Consider the following 17,783-nt stretch of genomic DNA (forward strand, 5'->3'; position numbering starts at 1 on the left):
TCAGAAGTTTTCAAAGTTTCGCTTGGAAATCTTTAACAACTTCAACCACTTGCGCTTCCGATCACTCGGTAGCGGGAGGCGAATTCTACAGCGTTCCAATACTACGTCAAGTCTCTTTTTGAACTTTCTTTCCCCGTCCGAACGCCTGTACTACAGAGATCTGTTCAGCCCCCTCCCAACCCGCATTGGCTGGGTAAACCAGCGACGCGACTACTCGGTCGTCCAGTCGAGATCGTCGTCCCACTCCTCATCATCCTCAAAGTCCTCCTCATCAACCTCCTCCGCTTCCGGTTGGTTAAGGAGGAAATCCTTACGACTCTCAGTAATTGCCCGTCTTAGTTCCTCCCCCTTCACGGGGCAGTTGAGCATTTGGGCGATGCGATCGATTTTTTTCGCCACGGCTTCCTCCAACGCATCGGCTACGACCCGATAGTGCGCGCTTTCGGGCACGGATGCCAAATGGCTGACCGTCTTGCAACTCAGTTTCTCGGCATGTCCTTGAGTCGAGCCTCGACGTTTTCGTCAGGAAAGCGTTTGTGCAATGCCTTCATTAATGTATCTGCCGCCTGTGCCTGACCCGCATTCTGCAGGCGCACCACCTCACGCAGCTGCTCATCCAGCGCGATTGCTGGCGCCGCTGCACGTTTAGTCGCCTCTTCGGCCCTCTCGGCATTAATTGGCTCGCTCTGCGCGGGCGCAGCAATATCGGCCATCGGCGCCGCCGGGGCAGCCAGAGAGCGAGCAGCTTCTTTTTTGACGATCGGGGCAGATGCCTTGGGCGCCGGGACGAAGTCATAGCCCGGCGATTGTTCCGGCGTACGCTGCACCAACGCCAGCATCAACGCGACACCCACAAGGCTGGCAAACGCAACCTGCCAGCGAGGCTTCTGGCACGCCTGAATCCAGCGCTGCCAGAGGTTCGGCTTCGGCACCGGAGCTTCCTTATGGGCCACGGCAAGGATCAATGAATCCAGATGAGCCGGCGGTTCACCCGTCGCGTGCTCACGAAAGTGCTTCACCACATCATCTTCAGGTGTAGGACGGGCGTCAGTCATGTCAGTACCTCCTCGGCCAGCAGCCGACGCAGTTTTTGCTGGGCGTAACGCAAACGGCTTTTGACGGTTTCCAGCGGTGCGCCAATGAGCATAGCGATCTGCGCCAGATCGAGATTGCCATGGGCACGCAGGAGGAAGACCTCACGCTGGTCAGCAGGCAGGTTTTGCAGCGCCGTTTCCAGGCGCTGACTGTCACGACTCAGGCTTAGCAGTTGCTCCGGATCGGTCGCCTCATCAATGACTGCATGAGCCTGTTCGTCGTAGCTGTCGTGCAAGGGATTGTGGATTCCGTGCTTGCGCCAGTAATCAATCAGTCGATTACGGGCAATCTGGTAAAGCCACGTACGAAAGTTCGCCCGACCTTGTGGCTGACTGGTACTGCGAATCAGGCTCAGCCAAGTGTCCTGGTAAACCTCCTCGGCCAGCTCGGGTTTACCGCTGAGGCCGAGCAGGAATCGATAGAGGCCCAGGCGATGGCGGGCGTACAAGATCTCGAACGCCGGTCCGTCACCTGCTCGATAACGGGCCAGCAGCACTTCGTCGCCCGGTTCAAGAGCTGACATGTCAGTTGTAGCCTCCTTTAATAAGCGGCTCACTGTTCGATGCCGTCGTGGTGCGCAGGCTTTGCGCCAACTCAACCAACTGCACGAACTCGGCACGCAGCCCGAATGGATCCTCTCCCCGCGCACCACGAGCCAGTGCTTGCGTGTCCTTCAAACTGAAATCACCGGTATACCGCCCATCTTTAAGCTGCTGGGAAAACGCGGCAACGGCCGCCGCAAACCTCAGGTCATCGCTGGCTTTGCCGGACTGACTGTCAGTGATGGGTCGCTCGATCAAGCGACTATTCCCACCTTCGGGCAGCTGATACCTCACTCGCAGCATCGCCAGTTCTCCGGAACTCCCGGAAACGGACGACTCAGGTTTGCCATAGCGCAAAGGCTCCAGCCATCCCTTCTCACCCTTGGGCACAATTTCATACAGCGCCGTCACCGTGTGCCCTGCACCGATCTCGCCCGCATCGACTTTGTCGTTGCTGAAATCCTCGCGCTTCAACGTCCGATTTTCATACCCCAACAGTCGATACTCGCTGACCTGAGCCGGATTGAACTCCACTTGCAGCTTGACGTTCTTCGCCACGACCGCGAGCGTTGAGCCGAGCTGATCCACCAGCACCTTGCGCGCTTCACGCAGGTTGTCGATGTAGGCGTAGTTACCGTCCCCGGCGTCGGCCAGTTGCTCCATCAGGTGTTCATTGTAGTTATCCACCCCAAAACCCAGGGTCGTCAGGGAAACGCCAGTCTTGCGTTTATCCACAGCCAGTTGCTTGAGGCTATCGAAATCGCTGATGCCGACATTGAAGTCACCGTCGGTGGCCAGCAGGATGCGGTTGATTCCCTTGGGGATAAACGCCTGCTGCGCCATTTGATAGGCCAGTTCGATGCCCGACGCGCCAGCGGTCGAACCGCCGGCGGTCAATTGATCGATTGCTGTACGAATTTTCGCCTTTTCGCGTCCGGAAGTTGGCTCGAGCACCACACGCGAATCGCCAGCGTAGACCACCAACGAAACACGATCCTGTTCGCGCAATTGATCAACCAGCAATTTCAGGGTGCTTTTGACCAGCGGCAGACCTTCGCGGCGGTCCATTGAACCGGACACGTCCACCAGAAACACCAGGTTCGCCGGGGCCAGTTCCGCTACCGCGCGGTCAGACGCCTTGATGCCGATGCGCAGCAGGCGCGTATGCGGGTTCCAGGGTGACGATGCCACTTCAGTGGTCACGCCGAATGGCGAGCCGTCGGTGGGTAACGCATAGTCGTAGGGGAAGTAATTGACCATCTCCTCCAGACGCACAGCGCCGTCGGGAGGCAAGCGTCCCTGATTCAGTAACCGTCGGACGTTGGCGTAAGCGCCAGTATCCACATCGGCACTGAAGGTCGAGACCGGCGCCTCGGCCACGCTGTGGATGGGGTTGTCCGCCAGCGCCTGGTATTGCTCTCGCTGTTCATCCCGATACCCCGGTGGGAATGACTCAGGTGCAACACTTGCGAGCGGTGCCGGACGTGCGCTGCGCTTGGCCATCGACCTATCCGCCAGCGGCGCTTCACTGCGCACCACCCCAGCCGCCTTCATCTCGCTTTGAGCCGGTGGCGACACTTGCGCGGAATCGGGTGCGGAGGAAACGCCGCAACCGGCGATGGCCAGTAGCAACCCGGTGATGAAACCCTGGGCGGCGGGGCGAAGGAAATGCAGAGGGAAGGACATGGGGGCTGACCTCAGGAGGAAATTGATCCATTCATCCTCTGAGACGAGCCCCCGTTAAGGTTCGGGTTAAACCGGCTGAAAATAAATCTCAGCGGTGGTAACGGCGCACCACGCTGCTGTTCCTCAGCACATGACCTTTGATTTTTTCCAGCAGTTGCGCACGCGTCAGGCCAGCAGGCAAGGCGTCTGGAGCGAGGTCCAGCGCATACAACTGAATAATGTAGTGATGGGCGCTGTCGCCAGTCGGTGGGCAGGGCCCCATGTAACCGGGGGTGCCTTTGCTGTTGGTGCCGCTGACTCCTTCAAGGGCTGATTTTGCCCCGACGCCGGCAGGAATCTGGTGCGTGGTGGCCTTGATGCCGTAATGCACCCAATGATCAACACCTTGGCCCTTTTGGCCGTCCGGGTCGTGCATGACGATGGCATAACTCAGTGTTCCCGCCGGCCCGGTGTTCCAGTTCAGCGCCGGTGACGCATTGTGTCCGCCACAACCCGGAGCATCGCTGGCAGCCGCCGAGGTAAACAGCCGGTCATCCGTGACACCTGGGATGTTCAGGGTGAAACGCTCCTGGGCCTGCGCCGGAAATTGCACGCAAAGGGCGACTGCAACGGCCGCCAGCCAAGGGTTCAGAGAGGTCAATCGGGTCATTCCGGAGCACCTTGTGCGGATAGGGCCGTCGTCGGCTTGCGAACTATAGCTGTACCGTTCGTGCGGTGGCAGTGGGAATTGGCTGAACCTCGCTTAAAGCGCCAAACTCTTAAGTGAAATGTCTGTCTGGAGAGTCATCATGGCACTGCATCGCGTTGCGCATTTCGCCGATGTGTCCGAGAGCCGAGGACTTGAAGTCCGGGTTGCAGACACCAAAATCGTTTTGTTGCGAGTGGGCGATCAATTACGCGCCTATCAGGGCGAATGCCCGCACGCCGGGGCACCGCTGGCGGAAGGGGCGCTGTGCCACGGACGCTTGATCTGCCCATGGCACAAAGCGGCGTATCGGATCGAGGACGGGGCATTGTGCGAACCGCCGGCCCTGGACAGTCTCAAGCGCTATCCGCTGGAAGTACGCGAGGGCGAGATCTGGGTCGACGACCAGCCATTAGCCGATGCGCATACACCGCCGGCAGACGACGAACGGACATTTGTCATCGTCGGGGCCGGGGCGGCCGGTACGGCGTGTGCGGCGGCGCTGCGCGAAAAAGGCTTCGGCGGCCAAGTGCTGCTGATCGACCGCGAAGTCGACGCCGGCTACGACCGCACCGTCCTGAGCAAATTTGTTATCGCCGGGGAGATGCCGCCGGAAGAAATCCCGCCGCTGAGGGATGAGGCGTTTTATCGCGAACAGCGTATCGAGCGCATCAGCGGTGAAGTCGCCAGTCTGGACTCGTCGAGCAAAACCCTGCGGCTGACTGATGGTCGATCGTTGAGGTATGACGCCGCGTTGCTTGCCACCGGCGGAAAACCCAATCCACTCACGCTGCCTGGCGCGGGTTTGCCGCAAGTGTTCGTGTTGCGCTCAAAAGATCAGGCACGGGAGATTCTGCAGGCGGCCAAACCCGGTCAGCGTGCAGTGATCATCGGCGACAGCTTTATAGCCCTCGAGTCTGCGTCAGCCCTGCGTGAATACGGATTGGACGTGACTGTCCTGGCCCGGCATGCCATCCCCTTCGCCGCACAATTTGGCGAAACCGTCGGCAAAGCGATTCGCGCCCTTCATGAGGCCAATGGCGTGGTGTTTCATACCGAAGGCGAAGCCTCCTATATAGAAGGCACGGAAAACGTCGAAGCGGTGTGCCTGGACAATGGTCAACGCTTGCCGGCGGACCTGGTGCTCGCCGGCATCGGTGTCACCCCCGCAACTGATCCGTTTACCGATCTGCCTAAGGAAAAGGACCGCTCGCTGAAGGTCGATGGCGCCATGCGCGTTACCGACGGGGTGTGGGCAGTCGGCGATATCGCGACCTTCCCGCTCAACGGCCAGCCTCAGCGCATCGAGCATTGGCGTCTGGCTCAACAACAGGCGCGGATCGCCGCCGCGAATATGCTGGGCGCTGACGAGCATTACCTCGACGTACCGTATTTCTGGACGTGGCACTTCGGCAAAAACTACGACTATCTCGGCCATGCCGAAGCCTGGGACGAAGTGGAGTTCAAGGGTGATCCCTACCATCCGCCCTTTATAGGCCTGTTCGGCAAGAACGGCGTAGTGGCGGCTGCAGTTGCCTGCGACGAAGAACGGGCCATGGCGCTGCTCGCCGAACGCATGAAACAGCCGCTGTCAGTGGATGAGGCGTGGCGACTGATTCGAGACATGGGTTAGCAGGCAAACTCCCGACAGCAAAACGCCCGACCTCTGCGTGCAGCAGAAGTCGGGCGTTGTTTTTAACGACAGGTTTATTCCTGGATTTCAGCACCACCACCGATTTTGCTCATCACGAACCCGACAAACTCTTCAACGGTCATTTTCTGGCCGTTGAATTCCACCTGATTGTTGGCGTAGTGAAATTTGCTGACGATGTTGTTGCCGTCCAGTTTGGCGAATTGCGTACCGACCGCCATGCTGCCGAACATGTCGGCCGTAGCGGTCGCCTGGTCGGCGATGAGCTTGGCGTCGGTCTGACCATCAAGCTGGCTTTGCACGGTGAACACATCGACGAGCATTGGCTTGGATACTTTTACATTGATATCCAGCAATGCAATCAACTGTTGAGTCAGTTGATCGGGCGGCAGGTCCATGGTCGGTGGCTTGGTCAGGTCGAGCACCAGATTGGCGCGGCTTTCGCCATTGGTGGTGTTGAACGACAGGTTTTCCAACGCCACTTGCGGGCCAGCAGCCAGCAGTTTTTCGAGCCCGGTTTTGACCTGCGCCTCCTCGGCGGGGGTCAGGACCAGTTCTGGAGACGGCTGACCGGCCGCAGCGGCCTCGGCGGCGGCTTTCTCGTAAGGCTGCAGTTTGGTCTGGTAGACCTGCATCAGCGACATGGTCGCCGGGATATCGAGGTTCTTCAGGCTCATGGCCATTTGCGCGGAACCGACCGCTTTGCCATTCACCGACACTTCACCCACTTTGTAATCGGCACGCCCCGAAGCGCTGGTGCCCGATTCCTCGGTCAGGTTTTTCATTTCGAATTTCTTCAGACCCAACACCGATTGCTTGGGACCGAAGGTGGATTTGCTGTCGCTCAGCTCGAGGGTGTTCTCGCCGGTGTAGAAACCGTAAGTGCTTTTTACCAGGTTACTGGCCATGGTCAGGCCATTGAGCTCGACCTTCACCGGGGTCTGATCTTCAGCCACGGTGGTCAGCGTCAGGCTGTCCATGTAGCCGTTGGCCTTGATCTTCTGGGCCTGGGCGCTGGCGGCGACTTCGAGGTTCAAACCGGAGAATTTCAGGTTGGACTTTTCATCCAGCGCGACGTCCAGTGGCAGGAATTCGAGGGTGCCGTTGGTGGCATTGTCGTAACCGATGTTGACCACGCCGGTGAGCGGCGACTTGTCTTTGGCGGCGGCAAACCATTTCTCGGTGAGCGGGGTGCGTACCAGTTCGTAGTGACTGGAAGCCATGACCGGCAACCATTTCAACGAGACCAGACGCGAGAACGGCAGCGGGCCGTGTTCGATGTGGTCGACAAAGAGCAACTCAACCGGAGCTTCACCAAACATCTCGCCTTCGCCCTTGAGGCGGTAGTGCGCGGTGCTGCTGAACACATGACGCTCAAGCGACACCAGCTCCAGCGAGGCCGTGCCATTGGAACCGACCAGCGCAGCCTTCAGCTCTTTGTTGGCGTCGGCGATCGAGGTGTTCAACACGCCTTCGATTTTGGTCCCGGTGTACCAGGCACCACCCGCGCTGATTGCGCCGATGGCTACGACGATTCCAAGAAGCACGCCTGCTGATTTATTCATGAATGACCCAGTCAATGTCCGTTGTTTGAAGGTGTCGTCGTCTTCCCTGAACCCTTGAGGGGGTTGCGGCTCGACTCCGCTAAAAGTGGGGTGGAGATTAGCACTAGGCGCATCGGACGGCCCAATGTTTAAAGGTTAAAGAGTGTCTATGGACTACTCGGGGCGGTTGAGAGTTTCGGCGGATATGAAATCGCCATCGCGAGCAGGCTCACGCCTACACAGGATTTGTGATCGACACATAACCAATGTAGGAGTGAGCCTGCTCGCGATGGCGTCAATTCAGCCAACACACATCAAGAATACTGCACTTCCATCTCATCCAGCTGATGATCAAAGCTCTTGAGCCGCGCCGTCCACGTATACACCAACACCTCAAAGTCCCGGTTGATCACCGCCCCGCCGGTCACCTCCGAGCGCGGATCACAGACGTCCAGTTGATAGCGTTCCCGCGCCATCTTGGTGGCGACGTCCGACAGCTCGCGGGCATTGTTGAGCCAGTGCCAGCCGTCCTCGGACACCTGTTTATCCAACGCCAGGCATTGCTTCTTCAAGGTTTCGAGGCTTTTTTCCAGCGGTGTGCCGGTGAGCTCGCCCATGACTTCCTGAAACGTGCGCCCCGGTTGCCAGTAGCTGCCCCAGAAATATTGGTCAAACACCGTTTCGACACGACGCAGCGCCACCTTGGTGTCCCAGATCAGCACCAGAGTTTTGCCTTGTTCGAATTGTCTTTTTTTGATGCGCTGACCCTGGACGGAAGCCCAGGCCACCACCACGATCGCCATCACGGCGATGAGCGCGGTGGCGCTGTCGAGAAACACCAGCGCCTTGTCGATCTGGTGGGCCAGCATGATGCCGTAGAAATAGGTGGCCGACAGCAAAACCAATGCTGCAATAGCGCACCAAAAGCCAGGAGCATAAGGGTTTTTCATTATTTTTAATCCCCATGACCAACGCGAGCTTGATCGATGAAGTCGACTCGCGACTCCATCAAATCAAAGCATAGCAACGGCCTCAGGGTTTGCTGGCGTTCGTGCCTTGCGTTCGTCCGCTTTCCCAGCCGCCGCCCAGGGCGAGGAACAAATCGATCTGGCTGGCGGCAACCTGGGTGTTGGCAGCGGCCAGTTGCGCCGTGACATCCGTGTAGGTGCGGGTCGCTTGCAGGTCCGCCAGGAATGATTCGCGCCCGGCCTGGAAGAAACGATGCGTCTGGTCCGCTGCCAGTCTTGCCGATTGCTCGGCGTCTGCCAGGGCGTCACGACGTTGCAACAACGCAGCGTACTGGGCCAGGCTGGTCTGGGTTTCGCGAATGGCGTTGAGCACCACCCCATCGAAATGCGCCAGCGTCGCCTGAGTCACCGCTTCGGCTTCGCGGATGCGTGCCCGGGCGCCGTTGGTCGGCACGTTCCAGGTCAGCGACGGACCAAAACCCCAACGGTTGGTGGACGGGTCGCCGAGATCGTCGAGGATACCGACGGTGCCGATGGTCGCGCCAATGCTGATGTTCGGGTACAGCTCACCCGTGGCGACGCCAATCCCGGCCGTCGCAGTCGCCAGCCGGCGCTCGGCCTGCCGCACATCGGGACGACGCTTGAGCAATGCGGCGCCATCGCCCACCGGAATCAATTGCGCGATTTTCGGCAGCTCGTCGCAGGTGGCGGTGCCGGCCGGCAGTTGATCCACTGGCTTGGCCAGCAACATCGACAGGCGATACAGCCCGGCCTGACGCGAGGCCTCATAGCGCGGCATGTCGGCGCGCAGGGATTTGAACTGGGTTTGCGAACGGGTGACCTGGGTTTCGTCACCACGGCCGGCATCGCGCAGGCGCTGGATCAGCGTGGTGCTCTGGGCCTGCAGATCGAGGGAGTGTTGGGCAATCTCCCGTTCCTCATTGGCTGCGCACACCTGGGTGTAGGCTCGGACCACGTCGGCCACCACGGTGATTCGAGCCGTATCGGCAGCGGCCTGCGTTGCATCGGCGTTGGCCTTGGCCGCTTCGATGCCGCGCTGCAACGTGCCGAACAGATCGAACTGGTACGACGCGCTGATGCCGATATCGCCGACGTTGGCCACCGGCACTTTTTCCGGAAGCAGGAACGCTTGGCCAGACTCCTGCAGTCGCTGGGCGCCCATCTTCACACCGCCGCTCCAGCCACCCGCCGCTTCTGCCTCATCGACCTGAGCACGGGACCGCGACAGACTGGCCGCCGCAACGCGCAAGTCGGTATTGGACGCCATGGCCTGTTGCACCAACTGGTCGAGTCGCGGGTCCTTGTACAGGCGCCACCAATCGGCCGGCACCGGTGCGGAGACCACCGTTTTGCCGTCGACCGCCAGATCGCCCTGCAAATCGGCTCGATGGACAGCCGCTTCGTCAGGCAGGTGATAATCCGGGCCAACCACCTGACAGGCCGACAGCAGCAAACCTAATCCGGCAACCGCCAAACCCGACGCCTTGCTCATTTCGCCGGCTCCTGGGGTTGATCGTCGATGATCGACACGGTCGCGGTGCGCCCGGCGATCATGCGGAAGTCCGCCGGTACATCGTCAAAGACAATCCGCACGGGAATCCGCTGTGCCAGGCGCACCCAGCTGAATGCCGGGTTGACGTTGGGCAGCAGGTTGTTGCCGATGGTGCGGTCGCGGTCTTCGATGCCGGCGACGATGCTTTCCACATGACCACGCAGCCGCGCGCGGTCGCCGATCACGCGAATGTCGACGCTTTGGCCGACATGAATGCCGTTCAGTTTGGTTTCTTCGAAATAGCCGTCTATGTGGAATGAATTGCTGTCGACCACCGACAACACGGGTCGCCCGGCGGTGACGAACTCCTGGGCCCGCGGTGCACGGTCGTTGACGTAGCCGTCGACCGGGCTGCGGATAGTCGAGCGGTCGAGGTTCAACTGGGCGCTGTCCACCGCCACTTGGGCTTCCATCAACGCCACTTCGGCGCGAGCGACCCGGGACTGACTTTCTTCCAGTTGCTCGCCCGGCACCAGATTGCCCAGGCCACGGTTACGCTTGGCTTCGCGTTGCGCCTGAGCCAGGGTTTCCTGACGGTCGGCGACCGCAGCCTTGGCTTGGCGCAGGGCCAGTTTGAAACGGTCCTGATCGATGCTGAACAACACCTGGCCGCGTTTCACCAATTGGTTGTCGCGCACGTCCACTTGCTGAATCAGCCCGGACACGTCCGGAGCGATTTGCACGATGTCGGCACGGATATGCCCGTCGCGGGTCCATGGCGCAAACATGTAGTACATCACCATGCGCCAGACCACGACGACGGCGAAGGTCACGATCAACAGGGTCAGCACTACGCGACCCAGGGTCAAAAAAGGTTTTTTCATGTCATCAGGTATCGACTGAGTGAGTCCACGGCGCCGAGCAGCAAAGCGTAGAGAGCCACGTTGAACAATGCCCGGTGCCAGACCAGACGGTAAAAGTGCAGGCGCATCAACAACCCGTGCACCAGCAGGAACAACACATACGTAATGCCCATCAATACCAGCAGCGTGGGCAGAAACACCCCGCTGATGTCCACATCACCGATCATAAAGGCGCTCCATCGATGCCATGGGGCAGCGGTTCTTCGAGTTCGCCCGAGCTTACGAATTCCACACCCGGCAACAACGCCAGGCGCAGGCCACTCAGGGCATGCAACAAATTCAGACGGGCATCCTCATCACAATTCGTGTCCAGTGCCCGGCGGGCGCGGTCGAGGGTCATCAGCAACGGGCCGGGGGCCGGCAGACGCTCATCCGCCTTCAGGCAGGCCTTGAAATACTCACCGACTTCCGCCACCACCTGATGCAGCAGCGCTCGCGGTACACCGTCCACTCGCGGCGTGTAAGCCAGCAGATCGAGCACGTTCAGCGCCACACGCACCTCACGCAACGCAATGCCGGTGTCCTGGCCAGTCATGGCCAGACGCGGCAAGTGCTGCATCAGACGATCGAGCACGTGTACGCCCAATTGCCGATGTTCGGCCAGGTTCGCCGGTTTGCTGAGATTGACGATGTCGCGCCAACTGAAGCGGGTTAGCCGCTTGGCCGCCAATTCCGCACCGAATGGCCGGGCGATCAGGGTCCAGATGAAGGCAAACAATAGCCCGATGGGACCGGCCAGGTTGGAGTTGGCGAAGCTGAGGAAGTCCGCATCGTAGGCGCCCTGAATACTGATAAACGACGAGGTGTTGACGAGGGTCAGGAGCATGCCCAGGTAAAACTGCGGCTTGACCGTCAAGGTGCCGATGCAGATAAACGGCGCCGCAAACGCCAACACCAGCATCGGGAAATCGTGCAGGTTGGGCAGCACCAAAAACAGGTAAAGGCTGGCCAGCACCACCGACATCGCGGTCCAGAAGAAGAACCGGTAAATCTGCGGTGCCGGGTCATCCATCGAGGCGAAAAAGCTGCACGATACGGCGGCCAGAATCACTGCCGAGCCGCCATCGGTCCAGCCGAGCAGAATCCACAGCACCGAGGCAACGATGATCGCGGTGACCGTCGAGGCCGCCGAGTAGAGCATCAACCCACGGTCGAGAAACGGTGACAGGCGACCGAGGCGCCAGTGGCGATACACGGCGCGCCAGCTGTCCGGGCTTTCACACTGGATGGCGTATTGCAGGCTGCGACAGTCTTGCCACACATCGATCCACTCGCCGAGGCGATACAACGCATTGGAGAACAGCAGCTGTTTGCGATCGTTAAGCGCTTCGGCGGACGGTTGCAGGGCTTCAAGCTGTTCTTTCAGCGCCTGCCAGCGAGCGAGGTCGGCGTCTTTGTGATTGAGCCATTCGGTCGCAGCGGCCAGCAACGGCGCGAACTTCTCCACCAGCTCGGGCGTACGCCGCTCAAGGGCATACAGCGCGTCGTCGAGGGCGTCGATCACCGGCAACAGGTGAATCATCCGCCCACGCAATTCCTTGGTGTTGCGCACGGTTTGCCGGTGCGCGCCTTCGTGCGGCAACTGGCCGATCATTAATTCCAGGGTATTGAAGGTCGTGACCATGGCGGAGCGCAGCGCACTGACTTCGTCCGGCTGCACCTGGCGGCTGAGGAAACGCAGGCTGTACGTCGAAGCATCGGTAAACCACTTGCTCACCGCATCGTTGAACACCGGCGCCAACCGCCTCGGCCAGAACATGGCGCCGACCACCGCTGCCACAGCAATGCCGAGGAAGATTTCTTCCGTCCGCGCTTCCGCCACGTCCCAGACGCCCAACGGGTTGTTCACCACCGGCAGGGCAATCAGCGGCAAGGTGTAACCGGCCAGCATCAAGGCGTAATTGTTGGCGGTGCGCAGGTGCAAGGACAGGAACAACAGCGTCCCGGTCCACAGCGCAATAACCACCACCAAAACGTAGGGACTCTGGACAAACATCGGCACAAAAAGCACCGCGGCCGCCGCGCCGAAAAAGGTCCCGATGGCACGGTACAGCGCCTTCGAACTGGTAGGACCGACAAAGGGACTGGACACGATGTAGACCGTGGCCATCGCCCAATACGGACGCGGCATTTGCATGAGCAGGGCGATGTATAACGCGATCATCGAGGCGGCGAAAGTACGCACACCATAGAACCAGTCTCGCGCTGCGGGCATACCGGTGAAAAATCCGCTCAAGGGTTGACCACCGACGGCGAGTTCGCCGCTTCAAAGGCTTTCAGTACCCGAAGCGTAGCTTCCAGATCGCTTTGGTCGATGCCTTCAAGCACTTCATGGCGCAAACGCACCAGCTCGATTTCGACGGCCTGCACCAATTCGCGACCGGTGGCGGTCAGGCTCAGGCACTTGGCGCGTCGGTCATGGGCATCTTCGGTACGGCAGACATAGCCCGAATGACACAACTGATCGAGCAAACGCACCAGAGACGGACTCTCCATCCCCGCCGCCTGCGCCACCGTCACCTGACGCACGCCCTCGCCCAGGCGCCCGATCATCAACAACGGGACGGCGCAGGCTTCGGAGATTCCATAGTTGACCAGCGTGGTCTGGCAGATCTTCCGCCAATGCCTGGCGGCCACCACCATGGAGCTGCTGATGTTCATCTGGAGAGCGTCGAGGTTCTTCGGCACGAGGGAAAACACACACTGTTAGTTTGCTAACTATCAATATCGCATTTGGAGGGAAAGGTGGTCAAGTTTTGAAACAATTCACCTGAGGATTGAACACTTCTACAGAGCATCAAGGCTCACAGGCACGGAGTCTTCACCACTGCGGGCAAGAACAAGCGCCGCCAAATCGAAATCATCCAGACGCTCCAGCATCGCGCCATACAAATCTGCCGAAATCAGATACGCCTGGATTCTGTTGTTCTCTAGAACTGCGATTGGCTCCTGTTGCGCCTCCCGCACCACATCATCTGCGTTCTGAGCAAACTCGGAGATGCCGATGACCTTTTCTGCCAACAACCGCTGCATGAGCTGATCTCTTCATAGAATCTTTTTTCATGAAATTACTTCAGCCAGGCCCATAACCTTCAAAAAACCTGTGACGAGTTTTTTCAATTGCTTCTACAGCCCCCGCCCCTTCCTCAACAACACATCCAACTGATCCACCACCTCCGCCCAATCCCCATCCTCCAAAATATCGTTACGCAAAAAATCCGCCTGGCTCTCGCTCCAGAAAAACGCATCCGCAAGGTGCAATTCGGGCTTGAGCGGTGAGTGGGTGGCGATGAATTTATCGATGCTCTCGGCGTCATCCTCCAGGCCGAGTTGCTTGAACAGGTTGGGCAGGGTGTGGGTTGGGGATTCCATGTCGGGCTCCTTGAGAAATGAAAAATCAATCGCGAGCAGGCTCGCTCCCACATAAAAACCCGGTCAAAGGTGGGCGCTAGCTTGCTCGCGATGGCGGCAGTACTGACAATTCAACACTCACTGACTCAATTCCCGCACCTCGGCATGCGGCACCATTTTCAAGAACTGCGGCATGTCCATGTGCAGCAAATTGGTGTGATTGCCAGCTTCCAGATAGATGTCTTTCTGCCGGGTTACCAACGGGTCTATGACCACATCCAGCCCGTAGGCCTCACCCAGCGCCGGCACGGCACCGCGTTCGCAATCATCGAACAGGTGCGGCAGATTGCTTTCCCGCGAGACCTGCCATTCACCGCTGCTGCGGACCTTGCTCAGGTCCAGGTGACGGCTGGCAGGCAACACGGCCATCAGGTAATGGCCGTGGTGATCGTCGAGGATGACCGACTTGGCCACCCGCTCGGCAGGAACACCCGCGAGCCGCGCCGTTTCCAGGCTGCTGGCCGAATGGGGATGGGTGACGATGTCATATTCGCAGTGAGCCGTTTCCAGGCTTCTCTGCACGGTTCTTGCCATACGCATGATGCACCTCGGTGTCCGTAACAGTGACGAGCGGACGATGGTTGACGCTTTTCTTCGTACTAAAAGTCTAGGCCTGGTGGAGCATTCCGGCGGGAAATCCGCTCATCGGACGCCACCGTAAAGTGAGCAGAGTTCAGAGACGCCAAGGCTCAACTAAACTGTATACAGAGCCACCTGATGACTCTCGCGGAGGGTCACGTGAAGATTCGTTGCTGTGTCGTTGCACTGCTGTTGGCGATGAGCGGATCGGTGTTCGCCGCCGATACCGTTGTGCTGCTGATGCCAAATCCCGTCGGGATGTGGTTGATCACCTTCGGCATCGCCTTTCTGATCGCGGAGGCCGCGTTGCCCAATTACGGCGTGATCGGTTTGGGCGGCATTGTGATGTTCGTGATCGGTGCAGTGATTCTGACCAACACCGAAATACCTGTTCCCTTGATCATCGGCCTGGGGCTGGTGAGTGCCCTGCTCCTGATTTTCCTGCTGATCCGCGCCCTGAAAACCCGACCGCGGCGCAACGTCACTGGCGATGCAGAGCTGCTGGGCAGCGTGACGCAGGTCCTGTCGTTGCTGCCCGACAATGCCTGCAACGGCTGGGTGCATTTGCAAGGGGAGCGCTGGCAGGTTTCAAGCCCGACACCGCTGCAGCCGGGGCAACACGTCCGAGTGGTGGCGCGAAAAGGATTACTGTTGCAAGTGGCCGCGGCTGACGCGGTGCCGGTGGGAGAATAAACATGGGCCTGCAAATAGGTTTCGCCGCGCTGCTGCTACTGCTGATTGCACTGGCGGGGTCGACCTTCCGCATCCTGCGCGAATACGAGCGCGGCGTGGTGTTCCAGCTCGGACGCTTCTGGCAGGTCAAGGGTCCCGGCTTGATCCTGCTGATCCCGGTGGTCCAGCAAATGGTCCGTGTCGACCTGCGAACCATCGTCCTCGACGTTCCCCCACAAGACGTCATCACCCGCGACAACGTCTCGGTCAAGGTCAACGCGGTGCTGTATTTCCGTGTGCTCGATCCACAGAAAGCGATTATCCAGGTCGAAGACTTTCTGGCAGCCACCAGCCAACTGGCACAGACCACCCTGCGGGCTGTGCTGGGTAAACATGAGCTCGATGAACTGCTGGCCGAGCGCGAACGACTGAACATCGACATCCAGCAAGTGCTCGACGCCCAGACCGACGCCTGGGGCATCAAGGTTGCCAACGTCGAGATCAAACATGTGGACCTCAATGAATCGATGGTCCGTGCCATCGCCAAACAGGCCGAAGCCGAACGGGAGCGCCGGGCGAAGGTGATCCACGCCGAGGGTGAATTGCAGGCCTCGGAAAAACTCATGCAGGCCGCTGAAATGCTCGGCCGTCAGCCTGGGGCCATGCAGTTGCGTTACATGCAGACGCTGAGCTCGATTGCCGGGGACAAGAGCTCGACCATTGTCTTCCCGCTGCCGATTGAATTGCTCAAGGGGATGGCGGATTTGTCGTCGAAGCCTTAATACCAGGCTTTCAATGCAGCACAAACAAGCGCGCATTAGCCCCGCCCGCCTGCGTAATGCCGGCGTTCTTCCAGCCCTCGGGCAGCGGCGCGAACTCGTCCGGCACACCGACGGTGCCGATCAGCCACACCCGACCGGTGCCCTTGGGCAAGCTGTCGAGGCGGTCCAGATAAATGTCCTGGGCGACCAGCGTGCCGAATCCATAGGCATTTGGCCGGCTGGACCCGCCATTGGCCAGCGGTGGGGTGTACAGCAACGGTTTAGCGTCGGTGCGGTTGTAATAAACGTAGGCGAGGTACCAGAGCATATCGCTGGTGACGATCTGGTCCCCCGCAACGAAGTGCTGGTTAACGTAGTCGACCATTACATTGATTTGATCGTGGGTATCGACCGTAGCGTTGTTTTTCAGGCCGACCAGTTCGACGCCGACAAACAACACCAGCACTGCCAGCGCCAGCATTCGAAAGCCTGAATACAGGCGATCAATGGCCAACGCGACAATCATCGGCAACCCCAGTGCATAGGCCGTCAGGTAACGCTCGATGAACACCGGCGAGATAAACGACACGCCAAACACCAACAGCATCGGCAACGCCGTATAGATCACCAGCAGGATACTGCCACGAATGACGCTGCGGTCCCGCGCCAGCGCCACGCCAGCGGTGGCCAGCAGCGCCAGCGGTAGCGCAATAAAAATCAGTATCGGCAGGTTTTCGCCATCGTCCTGAGTCAGCAACGACCAGATCATCGACGGCAACGAGCCGAACGTGACCGGCAACTCCCACCCCACATCACCATTGGCTTTAAGCAGGTCCATGTGCTGGATCAGATCAATCAGGTTGGGTACCCACGGCAGGAAGATCAGCACAATTGCCACGTTCGCCAGCCACCAACCGGGGCGTTGAATGGTGCGCAAGCGATACTCCGGCAGGACACGAATCAATCCCAGATACAGCCAGTGACACACTACGCACAGGGCGGTGAAGTAATGGGTATAGAACGCTGCGCTCATCAGCAGCACATACGCCACCAGATAGCGTGTACGCCGGGGATACCTGATCCAGTAGACCAGCGCAATCGTTGCGCCGATCAGCCACAGGCCCAGCAGCGAGTACATCCGCACTTCCTGGCTATAACGCACCGCCGTCGGCAGCAGCGCCAGGAGAAAACCGGCCAATAACGCAGCACGCCGGGTAGCGATCAAGTCCATCAACCAGACGCCGAGCCACACCGTAATGATCCCGGGCAGAGCGCTGAGACAACGAATCGAAAAAATACCGTCGCCGAACACTTCGATCCAGCCATGCAGCAGCATGAAATACAGCGGCGGGTGCACGTCATGGGCAGCGTGCCCCCATATTTCGGCCAATGAGTATTGGCTCATCAGCAGGCTCGACCCTTCGTCGCCCCAAATGGCCGCCGCCGTCAGGTCGTAGAAACGCACCAGGGCTGCCAACGCCAGAATCGGCAACAGCCGGTGCTCCTGCGCCCACCGCAACCAACGCTGTACCACCGCCCAACCGCCGGGCACCGCGTGCGGATCCTGGGTGCCGCCAAGCGAAGTTTCTCTGCGCGCTTCCATTGCCTCCCCCTGCAACCGGCCCGACATCACGAAGCCTATGGATCACTTTAAGGCGGCACAGGTTCTTCGTCGATGCTGGCTTTGCGACCAATGACCTTTGCTATTCGCTTCGTTGGCCGTCAGGGTGAAGAAACCGGCATCTGCCGGTAT

The 17,783-nt window shown here is 59.5% G+C and carries 19 protein-coding genes; 3 read left to right on the forward strand and 16 right to left on the reverse strand.

Translation table 11 applies throughout. The features are described from left to right. Positions 1-210 precede the first annotated feature (210 nt). From J2X66_RS29410 to J2X66_RS29430, 5 genes are all read right to left on the reverse strand, one after another. A complete protein-coding gene (locus J2X66_RS29410) occupies positions 211-459 on the reverse strand; it encodes a hypothetical protein (RefSeq protein ID WP_027925997.1) in 249 nt (82 codons plus the stop codon). A 20-nt stretch (positions 460-479) separates the two neighbouring features. Then, on the reverse strand, positions 480-1,055 hold the full coding sequence (locus J2X66_RS29415) for a hypothetical protein (protein WP_310272020.1): 576 nt from the start codon (positions 1,053-1,055) through the stop codon (positions 480-482). Next, the gene (locus tag J2X66_RS29420) at positions 1,052-1,618 is read right to left on the reverse strand and encodes an RNA polymerase sigma factor (RefSeq protein ID WP_310272023.1); all 567 of its coding nucleotides are present in this window, start codon (positions 1,616-1,618) and stop codon (positions 1,052-1,054) included. The genes J2X66_RS29415 and J2X66_RS29420 overlap by 4 nt, the downstream gene beginning before the upstream one ends. Before the next feature lies 1 nt (position 1,619). After that, positions 1,620-3,323 (reverse strand): VWA domain-containing protein, encoded by a 1,704-nt coding sequence (locus J2X66_RS29425; RefSeq protein ID WP_310272026.1) that lies wholly within the window; start codon positions 3,321-3,323, stop codon positions 1,620-1,622. A gap of 88 nt (positions 3,324-3,411) precedes the next feature. After that, complete coding sequence (locus J2X66_RS29430) at positions 3,412-3,972, reverse strand: YbhB/YbcL family Raf kinase inhibitor-like protein (RefSeq protein WP_027926001.1); 561 nt, start codon at positions 3,970-3,972, stop codon at positions 3,412-3,414. Between the two features lie 139 nt (positions 3,973-4,111). Between J2X66_RS29430 and J2X66_RS29435 the strand changes: the two genes are divergently transcribed. Next, positions 4,112-5,641: an FAD-dependent oxidoreductase gene (locus J2X66_RS29435; RefSeq protein WP_310272029.1), complete on the forward strand. Its 1,530-nt coding sequence runs from the start codon at positions 4,112-4,114 to the stop codon at positions 5,639-5,641. A 74-nt stretch (positions 5,642-5,715) separates the two neighbouring features. Here J2X66_RS29435 and J2X66_RS29440 read toward each other — a convergent pair whose 3' ends face one another. The 10 genes from J2X66_RS29440 to J2X66_RS29485 all read right to left on the reverse strand — a co-directional run bounded on the left by J2X66_RS29440 (position 5,716) and on the right by J2X66_RS29485 (position 14,558). Then, positions 5,716-7,224, reverse strand: coding sequence for a YdgA family protein (locus J2X66_RS29440; protein ID WP_310272032.1), 1,509 nt, complete (start codon positions 7,222-7,224; stop codon positions 5,716-5,718). 293 nt (positions 7,225-7,517) lie between these two features. After that, positions 7,518-8,153, reverse strand: coding sequence for a hypothetical protein (locus J2X66_RS29445; protein ID WP_027926004.1), 636 nt, complete (start codon positions 8,151-8,153; stop codon positions 7,518-7,520). A gap of 82 nt (positions 8,154-8,235) precedes the next feature. Next, a complete protein-coding gene (locus J2X66_RS29450) occupies positions 8,236-9,684 on the reverse strand; it encodes a TolC family protein (RefSeq protein WP_310272035.1) in 1,449 nt (482 codons plus the stop codon). After that, the gene (locus J2X66_RS29455; protein ID WP_310272038.1) at positions 9,681-10,568 is read right to left on the reverse strand and encodes an HlyD family secretion protein; all 888 of its coding nucleotides are present in this window, start codon (positions 10,566-10,568) and stop codon (positions 9,681-9,683) included. Before J2X66_RS29455 ends, J2X66_RS29450 begins: the two co-directional genes overlap by 4 nt. Continuing rightward, positions 10,565-10,774, reverse strand: coding sequence for a DUF1656 domain-containing protein (locus J2X66_RS29460; protein ID WP_046033221.1), 210 nt, complete (start codon positions 10,772-10,774; stop codon positions 10,565-10,567). The genes J2X66_RS29455 and J2X66_RS29460 overlap by 4 nt, the downstream gene beginning before the upstream one ends. Next, entirely contained in the window at positions 10,771-12,843 is a 2,073-nt protein-coding gene (locus J2X66_RS29465; RefSeq protein WP_310272044.1) for an FUSC family protein, read from the reverse strand. The genes J2X66_RS29460 and J2X66_RS29465 overlap by 4 nt, the downstream gene beginning before the upstream one ends. Continuing rightward, the gene (locus tag J2X66_RS29470; RefSeq protein WP_027926009.1) at positions 12,840-13,268 is read right to left on the reverse strand and encodes a MarR family winged helix-turn-helix transcriptional regulator; all 429 of its coding nucleotides are present in this window, start codon (positions 13,266-13,268) and stop codon (positions 12,840-12,842) included. Before J2X66_RS29470 ends, J2X66_RS29465 begins: the two co-directional genes overlap by 4 nt. Before the next feature lie 126 nt (positions 13,269-13,394). After that, a complete protein-coding gene (locus J2X66_RS29475) occupies positions 13,395-13,640 on the reverse strand; it encodes a type II toxin-antitoxin system Phd/YefM family antitoxin (protein ID WP_310272046.1) in 246 nt (81 codons plus the stop codon). A gap of 93 nt (positions 13,641-13,733) precedes the next feature. Further along, on the reverse strand, positions 13,734-13,979 hold the full coding sequence (locus J2X66_RS29480; RefSeq protein ID WP_310272051.1) for a DUF2789 domain-containing protein: 246 nt from the start codon (positions 13,977-13,979) through the stop codon (positions 13,734-13,736). A gap of 117 nt (positions 13,980-14,096) precedes the next feature. Continuing rightward, positions 14,097-14,558 (reverse strand): YbaK/EbsC family protein, encoded by a 462-nt coding sequence (locus J2X66_RS29485; RefSeq protein WP_310272054.1) that lies wholly within the window; start codon positions 14,556-14,558, stop codon positions 14,097-14,099. 198 nt (positions 14,559-14,756) lie between these two features. Here J2X66_RS29485 and J2X66_RS29490 point away from each other — a divergent pair, with 198 nt between their 5' ends. Further along, positions 14,757-15,290: an NfeD family protein gene (locus J2X66_RS29490; protein ID WP_310272098.1), complete on the forward strand. Its 534-nt coding sequence runs from the start codon at positions 14,757-14,759 to the stop codon at positions 15,288-15,290. A 2-nt stretch (positions 15,291-15,292) separates the two neighbouring features. Continuing rightward, complete coding sequence (locus J2X66_RS29495) at positions 15,293-16,051, forward strand: slipin family protein (protein WP_310272056.1); 759 nt, start codon at positions 15,293-15,295, stop codon at positions 16,049-16,051. A 10-nt stretch (positions 16,052-16,061) separates the two neighbouring features. Here the strand turns inward: J2X66_RS29495 and J2X66_RS29500 are convergent, their stop codons facing one another. Beyond that, on the reverse strand, positions 16,062-17,633 hold the full coding sequence (locus J2X66_RS29500; protein ID WP_310272059.1) for a glycosyltransferase family 39 protein: 1,572 nt from the start codon (positions 17,631-17,633) through the stop codon (positions 16,062-16,064). Positions 17,634-17,783: the final 150 nt, after the last annotated feature.

Source organism: Pseudomonas sp. 3296, from assembly GCF_031456615.1.
Taxonomy (GTDB): Bacteria; Pseudomonadota; Gammaproteobacteria; order Pseudomonadales; family Pseudomonadaceae; genus Aquipseudomonas; species Aquipseudomonas mucoides.